Here is a 17,306-nt window from a genome sequence, read left to right as displayed (position 1 = left end):
GCTCCCACCCGTCATCCTGACGAAAGTCAGGACCCAGAGCCACTAGCGATGTCGTTCGTTACTCTGGGTCCTGACTTTCGTCAGGATGACGGGGTTCGAAGGACGCGGTCGCCGACCACGTCCGGCCCCATCAGCAGGCGCCCGCGGGGCATCGCCTCGGGCATCTCGTCACGGATGAAGGCCAGCATCGCCTCGCGGACGTCGCAGCGCAGGTCGAACGCGACCGCGGCATCCTTGGCGGTCATCAGGCCGCGGACCTCGATCGCGTCGGCCTTCATGTCGGTCACCTGGACGTTGAAGAACCGCTTGTCCCAGCGCGGGTTGGCGCTGACCACCTCCGCCAGCTTGGCGCGGAAGCGCGGGATGTCGGCGCTGGGATCGAGATACCAGAACACCGATCCCAGCAACTGGCTGGTCTCGCGCGTCCAGTTCTGGAAGCTCTCCTCGAGGAACTTCGACACCGGCACCACCAGGCGGCGTTCGTCCCAGATCTTGATGACGACGAAGGTCAGGTGGATCTGTTCGATCCGCCCCCATTCGCCCGCGACGATCACGACGTCGTCGAGCCGGATCGGTTCGGTGAACGCCATCTGCACGCCGGCAATCAGGTTCTTCAGCGCAGGCTGTGCGGCGGCACCGACGACGAGGCCGGCGATCCCCGCCGAGGCCATCAGCGTGACGCCGATGGTGCGGATGCCGGGGACGCTGAGCAGCATCAGGCAGACGCTGATGAAGATGATGAAGAACGTGCCGATCCGCCCGAGGATCGCCGCCCGCGTACGCTTGCGACGAGCACGCAGATTGTCCTCGACGGTGATGTCGGCGCGGATCTCGACGACGTCCTGCGTCGCCCGCAGCGCCGCCACCGCGAGCCAGCCGAGTAGCGCCGGCACCACGAAGCCAAGCGCCTGGTGCCACATGTCCTGGACGTCGCCATCCATCGGCAGGAACCGCGCGACGAAGCTGACCGCGACCGCGACGAACACCGCACGCAACGGGCGGCGGATCCGCGCAAGGACCAACCCGTCGGTCTTGGCGGTGCTGCGGCGCTGCGCGTGACCGGCGATCCGCATCGTCAGCCAGTGCGCGACCAGCGCGGCGAGCACCGCGACGGAGACGGCGACAACGCTTTCGATCCAGACCCAGTCGGACGAAACGTGGAGCGTTCGGAAAAGGCGGCGCATCTGGATGCAACCGGTACGCATGCGGAATGTTCCGCCGCAGTGCAGCATGATCGATCTGCCGTCGTCATCCTGACGAAAGTCAGGACCCAGGGTAGCATGCGGAGCGCCCGTGGCTCTGGATCCTGACGTTCGTCAGGATGACGAGCGAGCGCCTAGTGACCCTATCGCCGCTTGGTGCGTATAGAGCGGCATGATCGGCACCCGCCTGCGCAAATTCCTGAGCGAGGAAGACTGGCAGTTCGCCAAGCACGAACTGCCGACGATTCCCGGATCGCCGGGCAATCCCGAACATCCGTTGCGCCGCCAGATCGCCTACGGCGTGATCGGCATACAGCTCGGCCTCACCGGTGGGCTCGGCAACGCGCTGATCTCGGCGAACACCACGACGCTGCAGGGCGCGCTGGCGCTCGATCCGGCGGAGATCGCGTGGCTGCCGACGGTCTATGTGATGACCAACGTGTCGATCAACCTGCTGCTGATCAAGTTCCGCCAGCAGTTCGGGCTGCGGCCGTTCGCGCTGATCTTCCTCGGGCTCTACATGCTATTCACGCTCGCGCATTTGTTCGTGCACGGCTTCTGGTCGGCAATCCTGGTCCGCGGCGCCAGCGGGATGGCGGGCGCGGCGCTGTCGAGCCTGGGACTGTACTACGTAATGCAGAGCCTGCCGGCGAAATGGCGGCTGAAGAGCATCGTGATCGGGCTTGGCGTGCCGCAATGCGCGACGCCGCTGGCGCGGCTGTTCTCGCCTGACCTGCTCGCGATGTCGCAGTGGCGGACCTTGTACCTGTTCGAACTCGGCATGGCGCTGCTCAGCCTCGCGGCGGTCGCGTTCCTTCGGCTGCCGCCGACGACGCGGATCAAGGTGTTCGAACCGCTCGATTTCGTGACCTTCGTGCTGTTCGCTGTCGGCGTCGGGCTGGCCACCGCGGTACTCGGCGAGGGTCGCTATGTGTGGTGGACGCAAAGCGCATGGCTCGGCTGGGCGCTGGTCGCAGCGATTCCGATGCTCGCGGCCGCGCTGTGGATCGAACACCACCGCGCCAACCCGCTGATCAACACCCGGTGGCTGGGGGGCGCCGACATCCTGCGGTTCGCGGTCGTCACGATCATGGCGCGCATCGTGCTGTCGGAACAGACCTTCGCGTCGGTCGGGCTGCTGGCGGTGCTGGGCGAGAACAACGACCAGCTCGTGCCGTTCTTCACGATCATCTTCCTGGCGTCGGTCGCCGGCGTGATGCTGAGCGCGATCACGCTCGACCCCGAACGTCTGACGCATCCGGTGATGCTCGCGATCGGGATCGTCGCGGTCGCCGCCTATATGGATTCGCACGCCACCAACCTGACCCGCGCACCGCAGATGTACTGGACACAGGCGATGATCGCGTTTTCGGGGACGTTCTTCCTCGGCCCCGCGCTGCTGTTCGGGCTGACCCGCGCCTTGAAGGCAGGCAGCGGCCACATCATCAGCTTCTTCGCGCTGTTCGGGATCGTCAATTCGGTCGGCGGGCTGGCCGGCACCGCGCTGCTCGGCACCTATCAGACGATCCGCGAAAAGGCGCACAGCGCGGCGATCGTGCAGGATATCGTCGCCACCGACCCGATCGTGTCGCAGCGCATCCAGGCCGGCGGTGCCGCGGTCGCACGCGTGATCGGCGATCCCGGCTTGCGCTCGGCGGAGGGAGCAGCGATTTTGGCGCAGACCGCAACCCGAGAGGCGAACATCCTGGCCTACAACGACACCTTCCGGCTGGTCGCGATCCTTGCCGCGATCACGACCGCCTATCTGCTGACCCTGCTGGCCCTTCGCGCCCGCCGCGCGCGGATCGCGGCACGCATCGGTACGCCGGCATGACCGACACGCGAGTCCCCGATCCCGCACCCGTCAGCGAGGCGCGCGCCGCCGAGATCGCCGCCGGCAGCCCGGCCGCGCCACCGGCCGGGTCGGGCTGGAAACCCCAGCGGCCGAGCGCGACCGCGACCATCGTCATTGTGCTGCTCGCGGTCGCCGGCGTCTGCGCGGTCCTCGCGGCATGGCGGTTGCCGCCGTTCACCACGGCGAACGAATCGACCGACAACGCCTATGTCCGCGGCCGCACCACGGTGATCAGCCCGCAGGTCAGCGGCTATGTCACCAAGGTGTTCGTGCGCGACTTCGCCGACGTCACCGCCGGCCAGCCGCTGGTGCTGATCGACGATCGCATCTATCGCCAGCGCGTCGAACAGGCGCAGGCACAGGTCGGTGCGCAGGAAGCGACGCTGGCGAACAGCCGCCAGACCGCGGCATCGCGAGCCGCCAGCCTCGCTGCGCAGGACGCCGCGGTCGCCAACGCCCGCGCCCAGTTGATGCGCGCACAGGCCGACATGAACCGCGTCAACGATCTGGTCACCGACGGATCGGTGTCCCTGCGCGAACGCGACCAGACGCTGGCCGCGCTGCGCCAGGCGCAGGCGCAGGTCCAGCAGGCCAACGCCGCACGCGAGATCGCACGCCAGGACATCCGCACCGTCGAGGTCGGCCGCGGCGGGCAGCAGGCCGGCGTCTCCGGCGCAGAGGCGGCGCGACAGCTGGCGCGCATCGACCTTGCCAACACCATCGTCCGCGCGCCCGAAACCGGGCGGCTGAGCGAAGTCGGGGTACGGCTCGGGCAATATGTCACGGCGGGGTCGCAGCTGATGTTCCTGGTGCCGCCTGAAACCTGGGTGATCGCCAATTTCAAGGAAGCGCAGACCGCGCGGATGACGGTCGGCCAGCAGGCGTCGTTCACCGTCGATGGTCTCGCCAACGCGCGGCTGACGGGGCGCGTCGAACGGATCTCGCCGGCGGCGGGATCGGAGTTCGCGGTGCTCAAGTCCGACAATGCGACGGGTAATTTCACCAAGGTGCCACAGCGGATTGCGGTGCGCATTCGCGTTGATGCGGGCCAGCCGCTGGCGCGGCGCCTGCGGCCGGGGATGTCCGTGCAGGCACGGGTGGACACGGCCGGGGGGCCGGGGGATCGGTGATGGGTGGCTTGCTCGATAGAGGACGGACGGCCCTAATTCTCCCCTGCAAGGGGAGGTGGCTGGCGAAGCCAGACGGAGGGGTGACCCGCTATCGAGAGGGCGACACCCCTCCGTCAGCCCTGCGGGCTGCCACCTCCCCTTGCAGGGGAGGATCGGGTATTGCGCGCCCCGCCCCCTTGCCGGGGGGAAGGCTGACTGGAGGTCTTTTTGCTGCAACGACCCTAGCGCTCACCCTCGCCGGCTGCATCGGCCCCCGCCCTTCCGCCCCGGCGTCCACCGCGGTCGCGCCACCCCCCGCGTGGCGCACGGCCCTCCCCGCCGGCGGCGCGATTCGCGCGGACTGGTGGAGCGCGTTCGGCGATCCGGTGTTGACGCGCCTCGTCGCCCGCGGCCTCGCCAACAACCCCGATCTCGGCAGCGCGGCGGCGCGGATCGATGAGGCGCGGGCGACCGAGCGGCTGGCGCGGGCGCAGCGGACGCCGTCGATCGGAGGGTCGCTGCCCGGCACCACAGGCCAGACCGTCAGCCCGCTTGGGACGCCGTCCGACGCGATCGGCGCGCAGCCCGGGGTCTCGATCAGCTACGACCTCGACCTGTTCGGCCGCCTGCGCCAGGCGAACCGCGCCGCGCAGGCCCAGCTGCTGGCAAGCGAAGGCGCGCGCGACACCGTACGCCTGGCGATCGCGAGCGGTATCGCGACCAGTTACATCACGCTTCGCGCGCTCGACCTGCGCCTTTCGGTCGCGCGCGAGACGCTGGCGGCGCGCGCGGAAGGCCTGCGGATCGCGCGGCGGCGTGCAGAGGCCGGCTACACCTCGAACCTCGAGCTTCGCCAGTCCGAAGCCGAGTACCGCGCCACCGAACAGCTCGTGCCTGCAGCCCAGCTCGCGATCAGCCGGCAGGAAAACGCGCTCAGCCTGTTGCTCGGCGACAGCCCCGGCGCGATCCCGCGGGGGGTGCCGCTCGACCGGCTTGCGACCCCGGCGATCCCCGACGGCCTGCCCGCCGATTTGCTGCGGCGGCGGCCCGACCTATACCAGGCCGAACAGACGCTGGTCGCCACCGACCGCAGTCTCGACAGCGCACGCGCGGCGATGCTGCCCAACCTCGCGCTGACCGGCACCGCCGGCGTGGCGCTGTCGACCGCGCTCGCAAACCCGATCGGCGTGTTCACGATTGGTGCGAGCATCCTCAGCCCGATCTTCGATGGCGGGAGGCTGCGGGCGCAGGCCGACGTCGCGACCGCACGGCGCGACCAGGCGGCATTCGCCTATCGCCGCGCCGCGCTGCAGGCGTTCCGCGAGGTCGACGACAGCCTCGCAGGGGTACAACGTTCCGGCGAGCAGGCGATGGCGCTGGCCGGGCAGCGCGATGCGCTCGCGGGCGCGCTCCGCAACGCGTCGAACCGCTACCGCGCCGGCTATTCCGCCTATATCGACCAGCTCGATGCGCAGCGCGGGCTGCTCACCGCCGAACTGTCGCTGGTGCAGGCGCGGGCGGACCGACTTACCGCTTACGTCACGCTGTATCAGGCGATGGGCGGCGGCTGGTCGCCCGCCGACGTTTCCGCGACGCGACGCTGACGCTTTTTCCTGCCATGATTGTCCGTTAGGGGCGCGCGGATGAAGGCCATCATCATCGCCGCGGGACACGGCTCGCGCCTGTTGCCGCTGACGCTGACCACGCCGAAATGCCTGGTCGCGGTCGGCGGCCGCGCGATCCTCGACCATCAGCTGGATGCAGTGGCGGCGGCGGGATTCGAAAGTGCGGTGATCGTCGGCGGCTACCGGATCGAACAGGTCGCGGCGCATCTGGCGGCACGCGACGGGTTTCCGACCGAGCTCGTCTTCAACCCGTTCTGGTCGATCGCCAACAGCATCGGCAGCGTCTGGGCGGCGCGTGCCGCGCTGGCCGAGCCGTTCGCGCTGATGAACGGCGACACCCTGTTCGAAACCGCGATCCTGCGTCTCGCGATCGACAGTCCGGAAGACGGTATGAAGCTGGTCGTCGAGCGATTGTCGCAGCCGGGGCTCGACGACATGCTGGTCGAGACCGACGGCACCCGCGTCGTTACCGTCGGCAAGCACATCCCCGGCCACGTCCCGACCGATCGCTCGCTCGGGCTGATCGTGTCGACCGGCGGCACCGCCTATGCCGACGCGTTGCGCGACGTGATCGGCGAAGAGGGCGGCGCCCAGTCCTATCACCACGCCGTCGTCCGCCGGGTCGCGCAGACCGCCGGCGTTACCGCGGTGCGGATCGCGCCGGGAACGCGGTGGCAGGAGATCGACCGGCCCGAGGATATCGACCTGTGGCAGCGCGATCATCACGGCGCTTCGGGCGGCGACACCGAATGATGCGGCGGAAAGTCGCCTTCCTGTTCCTGGGCGAGACGCTGCTGATCCCGCATCTCTATCCGATCGTCGAGGCGCTGGCGGCGGCTGACCCCGAGCTGCCGATCGAACTGTGGGTCAGCACGTCGATGCACGCGGCGCTGCTGGGGCGATGGACCGCGGACCTGCCGAGCGTCCGGATCCGCCGGGCGCCGGGCTTTCGCATCGTGGACGAAGCCGAGGGGCGCAATCCGGCGCTGCCCGCCAAGCTGCCGATGCTGGTCCGGCTGCTGCCGTATCTGGCGCGGACGCCGGTGGTGGTGTGTGCCGAGCAGACGAGCCTTTGGCTCCCCGCTGTGCTGCCGATGAAGACCCGGTTCATCGATACCTTCCACGGCGCCGGATCGATGATGGCGCGCGGCCATTGGCGGCGCCGCGCCGGGTGGCGGACGCTGGTGGCTGCGGAACGTGATCGCCGCGCGCTGATCGCGGGCGGCGATTCGCCCTCGCGGGTCGTGACCACCGGTTATGTGAAGGCGGCGTTCAGGCAACGGACCCCTGCGGCGACGCTGTTCGCCGACGACAAGCCAGTGGTGCTGTATACGCCGCACTGGCAGGCGCATCGATCGTCGTGGTGGCGCTGGGGGCCCGAGGTGGTCGATCGGGTGCTCACGGACGGGCGCTACAATCTGATCTTCGCGCCGCACCAGCGTCTGGCCGAACGCGCGCCCGAGGTCAGGGCGTTCGCCGCGGGGTTAGTCGGGCGACCGGGCGTGCATGTCGACCTCGACAGCTTCGCGATGGTCGACGGCAGCTATACCGCCGCGGCGGACCTCTATCTGGGCGACACGTCGAGCCAGGTCGTCGAATACATGATCCGCCCGCGGCCCTGCGTGTTCCTCAATGCACTTGGCTCGGATTGGCGGGGCGACGAGTCCTACGCGATGTGGGGTGCGGGCGAGGTCGTGGAGACGCTCGATGCGCTGATCCCGGCACTGGACCACGCACCAAAAGTTCATCCGGGGTTTGCGGCGTTCCAGGCACGCTTCGTCGAGGACGCGTTGGGCGATATTGCGGGCAGCGCGCCGGCGCGCGCGGCGGCGCAGGTGCTCTCGGCATTCAACACTTAGCCGTTCCCCCGCGAAAGCGGGGGCCCAGGAGTCGCAAACGCGGCGCTGCTTGACCCTGGGCTCCCGCCTTCGCGGGAGAACGGTATCATAGAAGCGTCCTGCTTTAATTCGCTGCGTAATCGGGTATCGGCAACGGATGGAATCCTCACTGGCTCTCGTACCCATCGGCACCAATCCGACCCTGCTCTGGGGCATGACGAACGCCGAGCGGACGCGGCGGATCGCGGTGTCGCAGGGGTTCGCGACGACGGAGACCGGTGGCCCCGCGATCCTCGCCAACAGTGCGTTCGCGTTCGATCCGGTGTGGACCGCGCATCTGAAGACCCGGCCCGGCACCGTCGTCACGCGCGGCGGCATTCCCGTGCTGGCGCATGTCCGCGATGCGGCGGAGCGCGCCGTCGTCGAGGCGGCGATGCGCGACGATGCGGCGATGCCTGTGACCGACCTGACCGTGATCGCAGCCGAAGCCGAAGAAGGCATCCTCAACGAGGCGCTCCGGAAGCGCGAAAAGCCGTTCGCCGAGCGCCTGGTCCCCGCCGCCGTGCCGGGGATCGAGCGCGCCAGCTATGTCGGGGCGTATAAGGGCGTCACCGACCTGCTGACCAAATATCTGTGGCCCGAATGGGCGCTGGCGATCACGCGGTTGTGTGCGCGCGCCGGGATCACGCCGAACCAGGTCACCGCGCTGGGATCGGTGCTGTGCATCGTCGCGACGATCGCGTTCTGGCATGGCTGGTTCTGGAGCGGGCTCGCCACCGGCCTGGTCTTCATGGTGCTCGACACCGTCGACGGAAAGCTGGCGCGCTGCACGATCACCGCGTCGAAACTGGGTAACGCCTGGGATCACGGCGTCGACCTGGTCCACCCGCCCTTCTGGTGGTGGGCGTGGGCGGCGGGTTGCGCGCCTTATGGGCGGCCGCTCGACGATTCGACCTTCTGGTGGGTGATCGGTACGATGCTGTTCGGTTACGTCGCGCAGCGGCTGATCGAGGGGGCGTTCATCGTCCGATTTTCCATGCACATCCATGTCTGGGAACGCTTCGACAGCCGCTTCCGGCTGGTCACCGCACGGCGCAACCCGAACATGGTGATCCTGTTCGCCTGCCTGCTCATTACCCGGCCCGACTGGGGGATCATCGGCGTCGCCGCGTGGACCGCGATCTCGCTGGTCGTCCACCTCGTCCGCCTGTTGCAGGCGATCGCACGCCGCGCGAAGGGCGAGACGCTGACGAGTTGGCTGGCCTGACCCGCGACAGGCCATTAGGGGCGGCGTCGACATGAGTATCGGCGACCGCCTTTCCCGTTTGCGCGCACTGTCGTTTCGCGGCCGCCCATTGCGGCTTCAGGGCGCGATGGGCGCGGTCGCGCGCAACCTCGGGTGGCTGCTCGCCAGCCGCGGCGTCGTCGCGGTGCTGTCGCTGTTCTATATCGGCTTTGCGACGCGCAGCCTGGGCGTGAAAGATTTCGGCCGGTTCGCGCTGGTTTCGGGCGCATCGCAGGCGCTGGCGACGCTGGTCGCGTTCCAGACCTGGCAGATCATCGTCCGCTACGGCATCGAGGCACAAGCTCAAGGCGACACCGCCCGGCTCGGCCGGCTGTTCCGCACCTGCGCGGTGCTCGACCTGGCCAGCGCCACGCTCGGCATCGCGATGGCGGTCGCGATCCTGGAGCTTTGGGGCGAAGCGTTCGGGATCGGTCCGACGCTGCTGCGCGCGACGCTGATCTTCACCGTCACGCAGTTGCTGACGATCCGTTCGACGCCGACCGGGATCCTGCGGCTGCGCGATCGCTTCTCGTCCGCCGCCATCGCCGACAGCGTCACGCCGGTGATGCGGTTCGTCGGCGCCGCGGTGGTGATGTGGTTCCATCCGACCGTGCAGGGGTTCCTGCTGGCCTGGGGCCTGGCGGAACTCGCTACCGCGATGACCTATTGGGCGTTGATCATCCGCGACGGCGATTGGCGACTGTTTGCCGCACGCGACTGGTTCGATTGGCGCCGGGTTGCGGCCGAGAACCCCGGATTTGTCCGGTTCGCGCTGAGCATCAACGCCAATTCGACGCTCAACTTGTCGAGCAAGCAGGTGCCGCTGCTGGTCATCGGCGCGTTCGTCGGCACGTCGTCTGCGGGCATCTTCCGCCTGACCGCGCAGTTGGCGCAGGCGTTGGCGAAGCTGTCGCAGATGCTGTCGCGCGCCGCGTTTGCCGAGGTCGTGCGGATGGTCGAGCGCGCGACGATCATGCGGTTGTTGCGCCGGATGGCATTGGGCAGCGCGCTTGGCAGCCTGGTGATCATGGCGGTGGTGGTCGCGATCGGCCGGCAGGCACTGGAGACGATCGGCGGCCCGGGGTTCGGCGTCGGCTATCCCGTGCTGATCGCGCTCTCGGCGGCGGGCTGCGTCGAACTCACGATCGTCGGGCTCGAAACCGTGATGACCGCCAACGGCCGCGGCGCGCATGACGTGTTCGTCGCGCGCAGCGTCAGCGTCGCGATCATGGCGGTGGCAGCATGGGCGCTGATCCCGGTGCTGAGCTCGCTCGGCATGGCGCTGGCGGTACTGATCGGCTCGCTCAGCGCGGGGCTAATGCTGATGATCCGACTGCCGCGCGTCATCGCACGGTGAGAATGCGCTCATCCTGTGTTCAGGACCCGAACGATAGGTGATCCCATGCGTTATCTACATCTGACCCCCGCGCTGCTTGCCGGTGCGTTTCTCCTGTCGTCTGCACCGGCCAATGCAGAGACCTGCGTCGGCACGCCCGGCGGCGGCGCGGCGCGGCTGATCCTGGAAGCGACGACGCTGCACAACCGGACCGGCGAGGTCGCGTTCACGGTCTATCCCGACGACAAGAGCCGCTTCCTGTCGAAGGGCGGCAAGCTCGCACGCGCTCGCGTGTCCGCGGTCGAGCCGCGGGCGTGCTTCTGGCTGCCGCCCGGCTATTACGCGATCGCGCAATATCACGACGAGAATAGCGACCATAAATTCAACCGGACGCTGTTCACGCCGAAGGAAGGCTACGGCTTTTCGAACGACGCGCCGACGACCATCGGATTGCCATCATTCGCCGCTACCAGGTTCCAGCTTCCGGCCAACGGTCGCATCGTTCGTATGACGATGCGCTACGGTCGCTAGCCATGAAGCCGCAACGAATTTGCCATAAAAGTGTAGCGGTGACGCGCACGGACGAGTAGCCAGACCTGTGCGTAATGCTGTCTCAGACTTTCAAGCGTTCCAGATCGCTGCCCTGACGCAACCGCTGCGGACGACCGACGCTGGTGCCGGCGAGGCGGGCTTCGGAGAGGCACGCTCGGCGGCCTCGCGGATCCGCACCGGCATCATCTGCAATCCCAAGAGCCACCGCAACCGCAGCAGCGTCGAGGCGACACGTCCGTTCGTATCGGGCACCGTGCTCGCCGCGACGCCGCGGACGCAGGCTGAACTGGCGGAGGTCCTGACCGACTTCGCGCGGTTGAACATCGAATTATTGGTCATCGACGGCGGCGACGGCACGATCCGCGATGTGCTGACCTGTGGCGCGACGATCTGGAAGGACGCCTGGCCCAAGGTCGCGATCGTGCCGTCGGGCAAGACCAATGCGCTGGCGCTCGATCTGGGCATCCCCGACGACTGGTCGCTTTGCCGTGCATTGACCGCGGCGCGTGATGGCAACGTCGTTGCGCGCAGCCCGATCGAGGTCGCACGCCAAGGGGGGGCTCCGTTGCGGGGTTTCCTGTTTGGCGCCGGCGCGTTCGTCAGTGCCACGGCGCTGGCGCAGCGCACGCATCACGCCGGCGCGTTCAAGGGCGTCGCGGTCGCCCTCGCCACAGGCTGGGGCATCCTGCAGACGCTGGTCGGCGGGGCAACGAGCGATTGGCGGCGTGGCGAGCGGATGCGGGTGCGCTATCCCGCAACGGCCGGCGCGGGCGCGAACACCGACAGCGACCGCGCACGCTACATCCTGCTGGCGTCGACGATGGTCCGGATGCCCGTCGGGGTGCGGCCGTTCGGCACGCCCCGCGAAGGCATGAAGACGCTACTGGTCGATGCACCGCCGCGGTGGCTGGCATTGGCCGCGCCGCTGGTCGTCGGCGGCGCATCGCCCGGCTGGCTCGATCGCGCAGGGTATCACCGGATCGATACGCCGTCGTTCGGGTTGCATATCGACGCGGACTTCATCCTCGACGGCGAGGTCTATCCCGGCGGCGACCTGACCGTGAGCCAGGCCCCGCTGATCCGCTTCGTGGTGCCGTGACCCTTGCCGATGTCGTGCGGCGCGATCTGCGCGCGCCGACGACCGATGCGGTGCGCGCAGTAGCGACCCAGCTCGCCGAGACCGACGGCGCGGCGGCAGTGCTGTTTTATGGATCGAACCTGCGTACGGGCTCCAGCGAAGGCGTGCTCGACTTCTATGTACTGACCGCAGGACCGCGCGAACGCGGGATGTGGCCGACGGTCGGCTATCGCGAATTCGACCAGGATGGCGAACGCCTGCGCGCCAAGATCGCGACGATGCGGCTGGCGACCTTCGCCGATGCCGCGGCGGCGCGGACGCTGGACACGACGATCTGGACGCGCTTCGTCCAGCCCTCGGCGCTGGTCTGGGCGCGAGACGACGCTGATCGCGAAGCCGTCGCCGCCGCGATCGCCGATGCTGCCAAATCGGCCGCGCGATTCGCCGCCGCGCTGGGCCCGGTCGCGGGCACGGCAGGGAGCTTTTGGCGGGCGCTGTTCCGTCAGACCTATGCCGCCGAGTTTCGTGTCGAGAAGAGCGGGCGGGAGGCGCAGATCCTGGCGTTCGATCCGGACCGCTACGATGCGTTGCTGCCGCTCGCCTGGGCGGCCGACGGAATCGCCTATGCTGCCGATGGGACGATGCTGCGCCCCGCCCTACCCGCCGCGCGACGCGAATCCCTGGTGAAGGCCTGGGCCACGCGACGACGGATGGGCAAGCCGATCAACATCGCCCGCCTGGTGCGCGCGGCGTTCACCTTTGACGGCGCGGCGCGCTATGGCGCTTGGAAGATCGAGCGGCATACTGGCATCCCGGTGCCGCTGACGCCGTGGCGCGAGGCACATCCGTTGCTCGCGGCGCCCGGCGTGTTCTGGCGCCTCTACCGCGCGCGGCGTAGCGCGTGAGCGGGTTCAAGGCGTTGATCCTCGCTGGCTCGCGCGGCGGGGTCGATCCGCTCGCGGCCTATGCCGGGGTCGCGCACAAGGCGTTGATCCTGCTCGACGGCGAGACGCTGCTGACGCGGGTGGCGCGGGCGCTGACCGAGGCGGGCGCCGGCGAGATCGCGGTGTCGGTATCGGACGAGGCGGTCGGCGCGCATGCCCGTTCGCTGGGCCTGCACGTGCTGCAGGCGGCGGGTGGGCCCAGTCTGAGCGTGCGGCAGGGTGTCGAAGCGCTCGGCACGCCGTTGCTGGTGACGACGGCGGACCATGCGTTGCTGCAAGCCGATTGGGTGACGCGGTTCCGTGCCGACATTCCGGCAGGCGCCGACGTCGCGGTGCTGCTCGCGCGGCAGGACGTGATCGAGGCCGCGGCGCCGGGCACGAAGCGGACTTATCTGCGCTTTGCCGACGGTGCGTGGTCGGGGTGCAACCTGTTCCAGTTCGGCACCGCGCGATCGGTCGCGGCGCTGGACCTGTGGGCGCAGGTCGAGGCGGATCGCAAGCGGCCGTGGCGGATCGTCCGCCGGCTGGGGGTTGGGACGTTGCTGCGCTATCTGCTCGGGCGACTGACGCTGGTGCAGGCGGTGGCGCATCTGGGGCGGCTTGCGGGCTTGGATGCTGCCGCGGTAGCGAGCCCGTTCGGGTTGGCGGCGGTCGATGTGGACAAGCCGGAGGATCTGGATCTGGTGCGGCGGCTCACCGCAAACTGACGCTGCCAGCCGCTACGGCTTCGCACTCTTCGTGAAATCCATCCGGATCCGCACCCAGCCACCGATGATCTTCTTTGTGCCGACACGCGGCGGGAACACGCGGAACTGCCACGACGCCAGTCGCATCCCGCGAGCGAGACCCGATCCCGGCGGCGATTCGCCAAGCGAGCGGCAATTCTCGACGCGGTAGCCCTCGACCATCCGGCACGCGATCATCGCCCAGCTCCCGGGCGGTACGCTCGCCGGCAGGAACGGCGACAGCTCGGCGTCGGTCGGGCGCTTGACCCAGTCGACGTCGTAGAGTTGCTCGCCGCCAGGTCCCTCGCCGGGGCCATAGACCGCAGCGCTGCCCTTGCCCTTGCCGGCACCGTCGCCATTGCCGCCGGTCGTACTGTCCTCCGGATGCTGCGGCAGCTTGCCGATATCGGCGGATTCGAACAGCGCGGCGCCGCCTGGCAGCCCGAACGGCGAGACCGTCGCCTGCGCGGCCGGTGGCGCCGGGGCCTTTGCCACCGGGTCCTTCGCACGGGCCTGCGAGCCTCCGTCCTTCTTCGGCGTCGGCTTCTCGGTGATCGCCTGTGCGATCTGCGGCGGCGGTGGGGGCGGCGTCACCTGGAACGTGCTCAGCGTTCGCTCCAGCGCGCGCGGCGTCAGGCTGGGGGACAAATGCAGCAGGACCCAGATGATCGCGATATGCGCCAGCACGGTCAGCACGAACGCTGCCGCACGACGACGACGTGCCGAATCCGACCGGTTCAGATAGGATCCGTGCATTGCCGGATCGCCTAGACCCGCGGTGCGCTCGTCGCAATGGTTTCGAAACACCCTGTCCCCCGCCCCCCGCTTTGTGCCAAGGATGGAGCATGCCAAATCACACCAATCGACCCGTCCAGACGGACGACGCCGCATGACCGCGATCGGCATCTATGGCAGCGCCGGCCGGATGGGCCGCGCGATCACCGACGCGATCGAGGCGGCGGGCGCGCAGCTTGCCGGCGGCGTCGATGCCGGCGACGATCCCGCGCCGCTGGCCACCGTCGCCGACGTGCTGGTCGACTTCTCCACCCCGACCGCGCTCGAGGCGCATCTTGCCGCCGCCCGGGCTGCCGGAACCGGCATCGTCGTCGGCACCACCGGACTGTCCCCGCGGCACCAGTCGCTGATCGACGAGGCGGCGCTGGACATCGCGGTGCTGCAGACCGGCAACACCTCGCTCGGCGTGACCTTGCTCGGCATTCTGGTGCGCGAGGCCGCGGCGCGGCTGGGGCCCGACTGGGACGTCGAGATCGTCGAGATGCATCATCGCCATAAAGTCGATGCGCCGTCGGGCACCGCGCTGCTGCTCGGCGAAGCTGCCGCGAAAGGGCGCGGGTCTTCACTGGCCGAGCTGCGCGTCGACAGCCGCGCGGGGCTGGTCGGCAGCCGCAGCGAGGGCACGATCGGCTTCGCGAGCCTGCGCGGTGGATCGGTGATCGGCGATCACAGCGTGATCTTCGCCGGCGAGGGCGAGCGGATCGAACTCAACCACCGCGGCGACGACCGCTCGATTTTCGCGCGCGGTGCGGTGCGTGCGGCGATGTGGCTCGCCGACCAGCCGGCCGGGCGTTATCGGATGGGCGACGTGCTCGGGCTGTGAAGAAGGCCGAAATATTCGCCTTCTATGCGCGACTGGCAGAGGCCAATCCGCACCCCGAGACTGAGCTCGAATACCATAATCCGTTCACGCTGGTGGTTGCGGTGGCGCTGTCCGCGCAGGCCACAGATGCCGGCGTAAACAAGGCGACGCGGGCGCTCTTCGCCGAGGTGGATACGCCGGCGAAGATGGTTGCGCTCGGACTCGACGGCCTGAAGGCGCATATCCGCACGATCGGGTTGTTCAACACCAAGGCGAAGAACGTCATCGCGCTGTCGCAGATGCTGATCGACGACTTCGGCGGCGAGGTGCCCGCCGATCGCGATGCGCTGGAACGGCTGCCGGGGGTCGGGCGCAAGACCGCCAACGTCGTGATGAACGTCGCGTTCGGTGCCGAGACCTTCGCGGTCGACACGCACATCTTCCGCGTCGGCAACCGCACCGGCCTTGCGCGCGGCAAGACGCCGCTCGCGGTCGAACTCAAGCTCGACAAGGCGACGCCGCAACCGTTCCGCCTGCACGCACACCACTGGCTGATCCTGCACGGTCGCTATGTCTGCAAGGCACGGACGCCCGAATGCTGGCGCTGCATCGTTGCGGATCTTTGCGCCTACAAACCCAAGACCCCGCCGCCCAAGGCGATGAAAACGACTGGCGCCGCTGCTCCGGCTTTGCTAGGCGATCGACAGCGCACCCGTAGCTCAGCTGGATAGAGCACTGCCCTCCGAAGGCAGGGGTCGCCCGTTCGAATCGGGCCGGGTGCACCATTCCCACGACATCGATGACTTCAGGCAGCGCACGGTCCATCGGCAAGCCTATGCCTGTACGCGCAAGTCGGGCACGATGCGTCCATGGACGAGCTGACCACCTCCATCGTCGGGATGGACTTTCCAAACGCCGACAAGAGCAAGTCGAACCGGCGGATGGAGATCATGCTCTGCGCGCCGGGCGACCCGGTCGAGTTGCGCGCCGAGCCCAGGAACAGTTTCGACAGCAACGCGGTCGCGGTCTGGTCGGTTCGCGGCGTCCAGATGGGCTATATCAGCGCCGAGCGCGCGCCGCTGATCGGGAAGCGCATGCAGGAGGGCAATGTCGTCGCGGTCTTCCAGGCGCTGGTTCGCAGCGGCGCCTATATCCGGATCCGGTTCGGCGGTGGGTCGCCTACCCTGGAGCCGGTGCCGACGGAGCCGCAGGAAGCGCCGCCCGCGCCTCGCTCGATGCGCGCCGGGCCTCGGACCGCGTTCGATCCGGATGTATTCTACCCAGACGACGAGGGGCCGGAGTTCGGCGCGTGATCGGCATCAGCTTCGATGCAGCACCGTGATGACCAAGCAAACCAGGCCGTCGCCTGCAGTGACGCCCGATGGCCGCTACATAGTCGTACGAGGGCGGCTTTGGCGCCGGCGAACCCCAATCTCTCAGAGAGCGACCGCGCGGCGTTGGTCGGTCAGTTGATGAACGCGCGGCGCGCCGTGCGTGATGCGCTAGCCAGTGGCGACAGCGCCGCGCTTCGAGAGGCGCGGGCTGCCGTCGATGCGGCCAAGGTCGCGCTGGGCGAGCGCGGCCCGGTGTGGTGGGACGGCGATGCCGACCTCAACCGGCGGATGGCGAAGAATACGCCGTACGCCGAATGGTATGCATCGCTGGACAACCAGACCTGACCGTCCGATCAGCGCGTCGCCTACGCCAGCGGCGTTACGGCAGAACCGGCACTTCCGCCGCTTTCGCGCGATTTTCGGCGCGGGCGGCGCGGACGTTCTGGCCGAAGCATCCGGTGGCGCCGCCGACGCCGACCGCGGAGCAGCTGCCGATGCTGTTGACGCCGACGCCGGCATCCATCGTCCCCTGCGCCTTTGCGGCCCAGCTTTCGTTCTCGGGCGTGACGACGAAATCGCGCAGTTCCTTGGGCACGCGGTACTGCTCCTGCGCGCTGCGGCGGACGCAGATGACGATCTCGTCACCATTCGCGTTGGTCGGGCAGCGTTCGTTGCCGAACAGCGTCAGCACGCCGTTGATCGGCGCGTTGCGCGACACCTGACCGGGCGTGGTCGACGCCGGCTTGGCCGGTGCCGCTACGGGGCCGGCTACGGTCTGCGCCGTTGCCGGGGCTGCGACCAGCAGGGCGGCCATCAAGATCCTCAT

18 protein-coding genes and 1 tRNA gene are annotated in these 17,306 nt (G+C 68.7%); 16 read left to right on the top strand and 3 right to left on the bottom strand.

The features are described from left to right. Positions 1–80: 80 nt before the first annotated feature. On the bottom strand, positions 81–1,205 hold the full coding sequence (locus tag SJY20_RS05335) for a mechanosensitive ion channel family protein (RefSeq protein ID WP_380785560.1): 1,125 nt from the start codon (positions 1,203–1,205) through the stop codon (positions 81–83). Positions 1,206–1,374: 169 nt separating this feature from the next. Here SJY20_RS05335 and SJY20_RS05330 point away from each other — a divergent pair, with 169 nt between their 5' ends. From SJY20_RS05330 to SJY20_RS05280, 11 genes are all read left to right on the top strand, one after another. Beyond that, entirely contained in the window at positions 1,375–3,036 is a 1,662-nt protein-coding gene (locus SJY20_RS05330; RefSeq protein ID WP_380785559.1) for an MFS transporter, read from the top strand. Further along, a complete protein-coding gene (locus SJY20_RS05325; RefSeq protein ID WP_380785557.1) occupies positions 3,033–4,187 on the top strand; it encodes an HlyD family secretion protein in 1,155 nt (384 codons plus the stop codon). Before SJY20_RS05330 ends, SJY20_RS05325 begins: the two co-directional genes overlap by 4 nt. Positions 4,188–4,363: 176 nt before the next feature. Beyond that, the gene (locus SJY20_RS05320) at positions 4,364–5,770 is read left to right on the top strand and encodes an efflux transporter outer membrane subunit (protein WP_380785556.1); all 1,407 of its coding nucleotides are present in this window, start codon (positions 4,364–4,366) and stop codon (positions 5,768–5,770) included. Between the two features lie 39 nt (positions 5,771–5,809). Further along, the gene (locus tag SJY20_RS05315; protein WP_380785555.1) at positions 5,810–6,544 is read left to right on the top strand and encodes an NTP transferase domain-containing protein; all 735 of its coding nucleotides are present in this window, start codon (positions 5,810–5,812) and stop codon (positions 6,542–6,544) included. After that, the gene (locus SJY20_RS05310) at positions 6,541–7,650 is read left to right on the top strand and encodes a hypothetical protein (protein WP_380785554.1); all 1,110 of its coding nucleotides are present in this window, start codon (positions 6,541–6,543) and stop codon (positions 7,648–7,650) included. Before SJY20_RS05315 ends, SJY20_RS05310 begins: the two co-directional genes overlap by 4 nt. 136 nt (positions 7,651–7,786) lie before the next feature. Beyond that, positions 7,787–8,896 carry a CDP-alcohol phosphatidyltransferase family protein gene (locus SJY20_RS05305; RefSeq protein WP_380785553.1) on the top strand — a complete coding sequence of 370 codons (1,110 nt, stop codon included), beginning with the start codon at positions 7,787–7,789 and terminating at the stop codon, positions 8,894–8,896. A 31-nt stretch (positions 8,897–8,927) separates the two neighbouring features. Then, positions 8,928–10,271 carry a lipopolysaccharide biosynthesis protein gene (locus SJY20_RS05300; RefSeq protein WP_380785552.1) on the top strand — a complete coding sequence of 448 codons (1,344 nt, stop codon included), beginning with the start codon at positions 8,928–8,930 and terminating at the stop codon, positions 10,269–10,271. 45 nt (positions 10,272–10,316) lie between these two features. Continuing rightward, positions 10,317–10,781, top strand: coding sequence for a DUF2141 domain-containing protein (locus SJY20_RS05295; protein WP_380785551.1), 465 nt, complete (start codon positions 10,317–10,319; stop codon positions 10,779–10,781). A 67-nt stretch (positions 10,782–10,848) separates the two neighbouring features. Beyond that, a complete protein-coding gene (locus SJY20_RS05290) occupies positions 10,849–11,901 on the top strand; it encodes a diacylglycerol/lipid kinase family protein (RefSeq protein WP_380785550.1) in 1,053 nt (350 codons plus the stop codon). Beyond that, positions 11,898–12,785, top strand: a complete 888-nt coding sequence (locus SJY20_RS05285) for a hypothetical protein (RefSeq protein ID WP_380785549.1) — start codon at positions 11,898–11,900, stop codon at positions 12,783–12,785. Before SJY20_RS05290 ends, SJY20_RS05285 begins: the two co-directional genes overlap by 4 nt. Further along, positions 12,782–13,531 carry a nucleotidyltransferase family protein gene (locus SJY20_RS05280; RefSeq protein WP_380785548.1) on the top strand — a complete coding sequence of 250 codons (750 nt, stop codon included), beginning with the start codon at positions 12,782–12,784 and terminating at the stop codon, positions 13,529–13,531. The genes SJY20_RS05285 and SJY20_RS05280 overlap by 4 nt, the downstream gene beginning before the upstream one ends. A 12-nt stretch (positions 13,532–13,543) precedes the next feature. Here SJY20_RS05280 and SJY20_RS05275 read toward each other — a convergent pair whose 3' ends face one another. Then, on the bottom strand, positions 13,544–14,305 hold the full coding sequence (locus SJY20_RS05275) for a hypothetical protein (protein ID WP_380785547.1): 762 nt from the start codon (positions 14,303–14,305) through the stop codon (positions 13,544–13,546). 133 nt (positions 14,306–14,438) lie between these two features. Here SJY20_RS05275 and dapB point away from each other — a divergent pair, with 133 nt between their 5' ends. The 5 genes from dapB (at position 14,439) to SJY20_RS05250 (ending at position 16,825) form a co-directional block, all read left to right on the top strand. Beyond that, positions 14,439–15,167, top strand: coding sequence for a 4-hydroxy-tetrahydrodipicolinate reductase (gene dapB / locus SJY20_RS05270; protein ID WP_380785546.1), 729 nt, complete (start codon positions 14,439–14,441; stop codon positions 15,165–15,167). Then, positions 15,164–15,877, top strand: a complete 714-nt coding sequence (gene nth / locus SJY20_RS05265) for an endonuclease III (protein WP_380785545.1) — start codon at positions 15,164–15,166, stop codon at positions 15,875–15,877. The genes dapB and nth overlap by 4 nt, the downstream gene beginning before the upstream one ends. Then, a tRNA-Arg gene (locus tag SJY20_RS05260) sits at positions 15,855–15,931 on the top strand. The genes nth and SJY20_RS05260 overlap by 23 nt, the downstream gene beginning before the upstream one ends. A gap of 84 nt (positions 15,932–16,015) precedes the next feature. Beyond that, positions 16,016–16,459 (top strand): HIRAN domain-containing protein, encoded by a 444-nt coding sequence (locus SJY20_RS05255; protein ID WP_380785544.1) that lies wholly within the window; start codon positions 16,016–16,018, stop codon positions 16,457–16,459. Positions 16,460–16,558: 99 nt separating this feature from the next. Further along, positions 16,559–16,825 carry a hypothetical protein gene (locus tag SJY20_RS05250; RefSeq protein ID WP_380785543.1) on the top strand — a complete coding sequence of 89 codons (267 nt, stop codon included), beginning with the start codon at positions 16,559–16,561 and terminating at the stop codon, positions 16,823–16,825. Positions 16,826–16,859: 34 nt separating this feature from the next. Here SJY20_RS05250 and SJY20_RS05245 read toward each other — a convergent pair whose 3' ends face one another. Beyond that, complete coding sequence (locus tag SJY20_RS05245) at positions 16,860–17,306, bottom strand: hypothetical protein (protein ID WP_380785542.1); 447 nt, start codon at positions 17,304–17,306, stop codon at positions 16,860–16,862.

The organism is Sphingomonas sp. R86521, from assembly GCF_042466235.1.
Taxonomy (GTDB): Bacteria; Pseudomonadota; Alphaproteobacteria; order Sphingomonadales; family Sphingomonadaceae; genus Sphingomonas.
The sequence above is the reverse complement of the archived record's forward strand: the minus strand, read 5'-3'. Positions and strand labels throughout refer to the sequence as shown.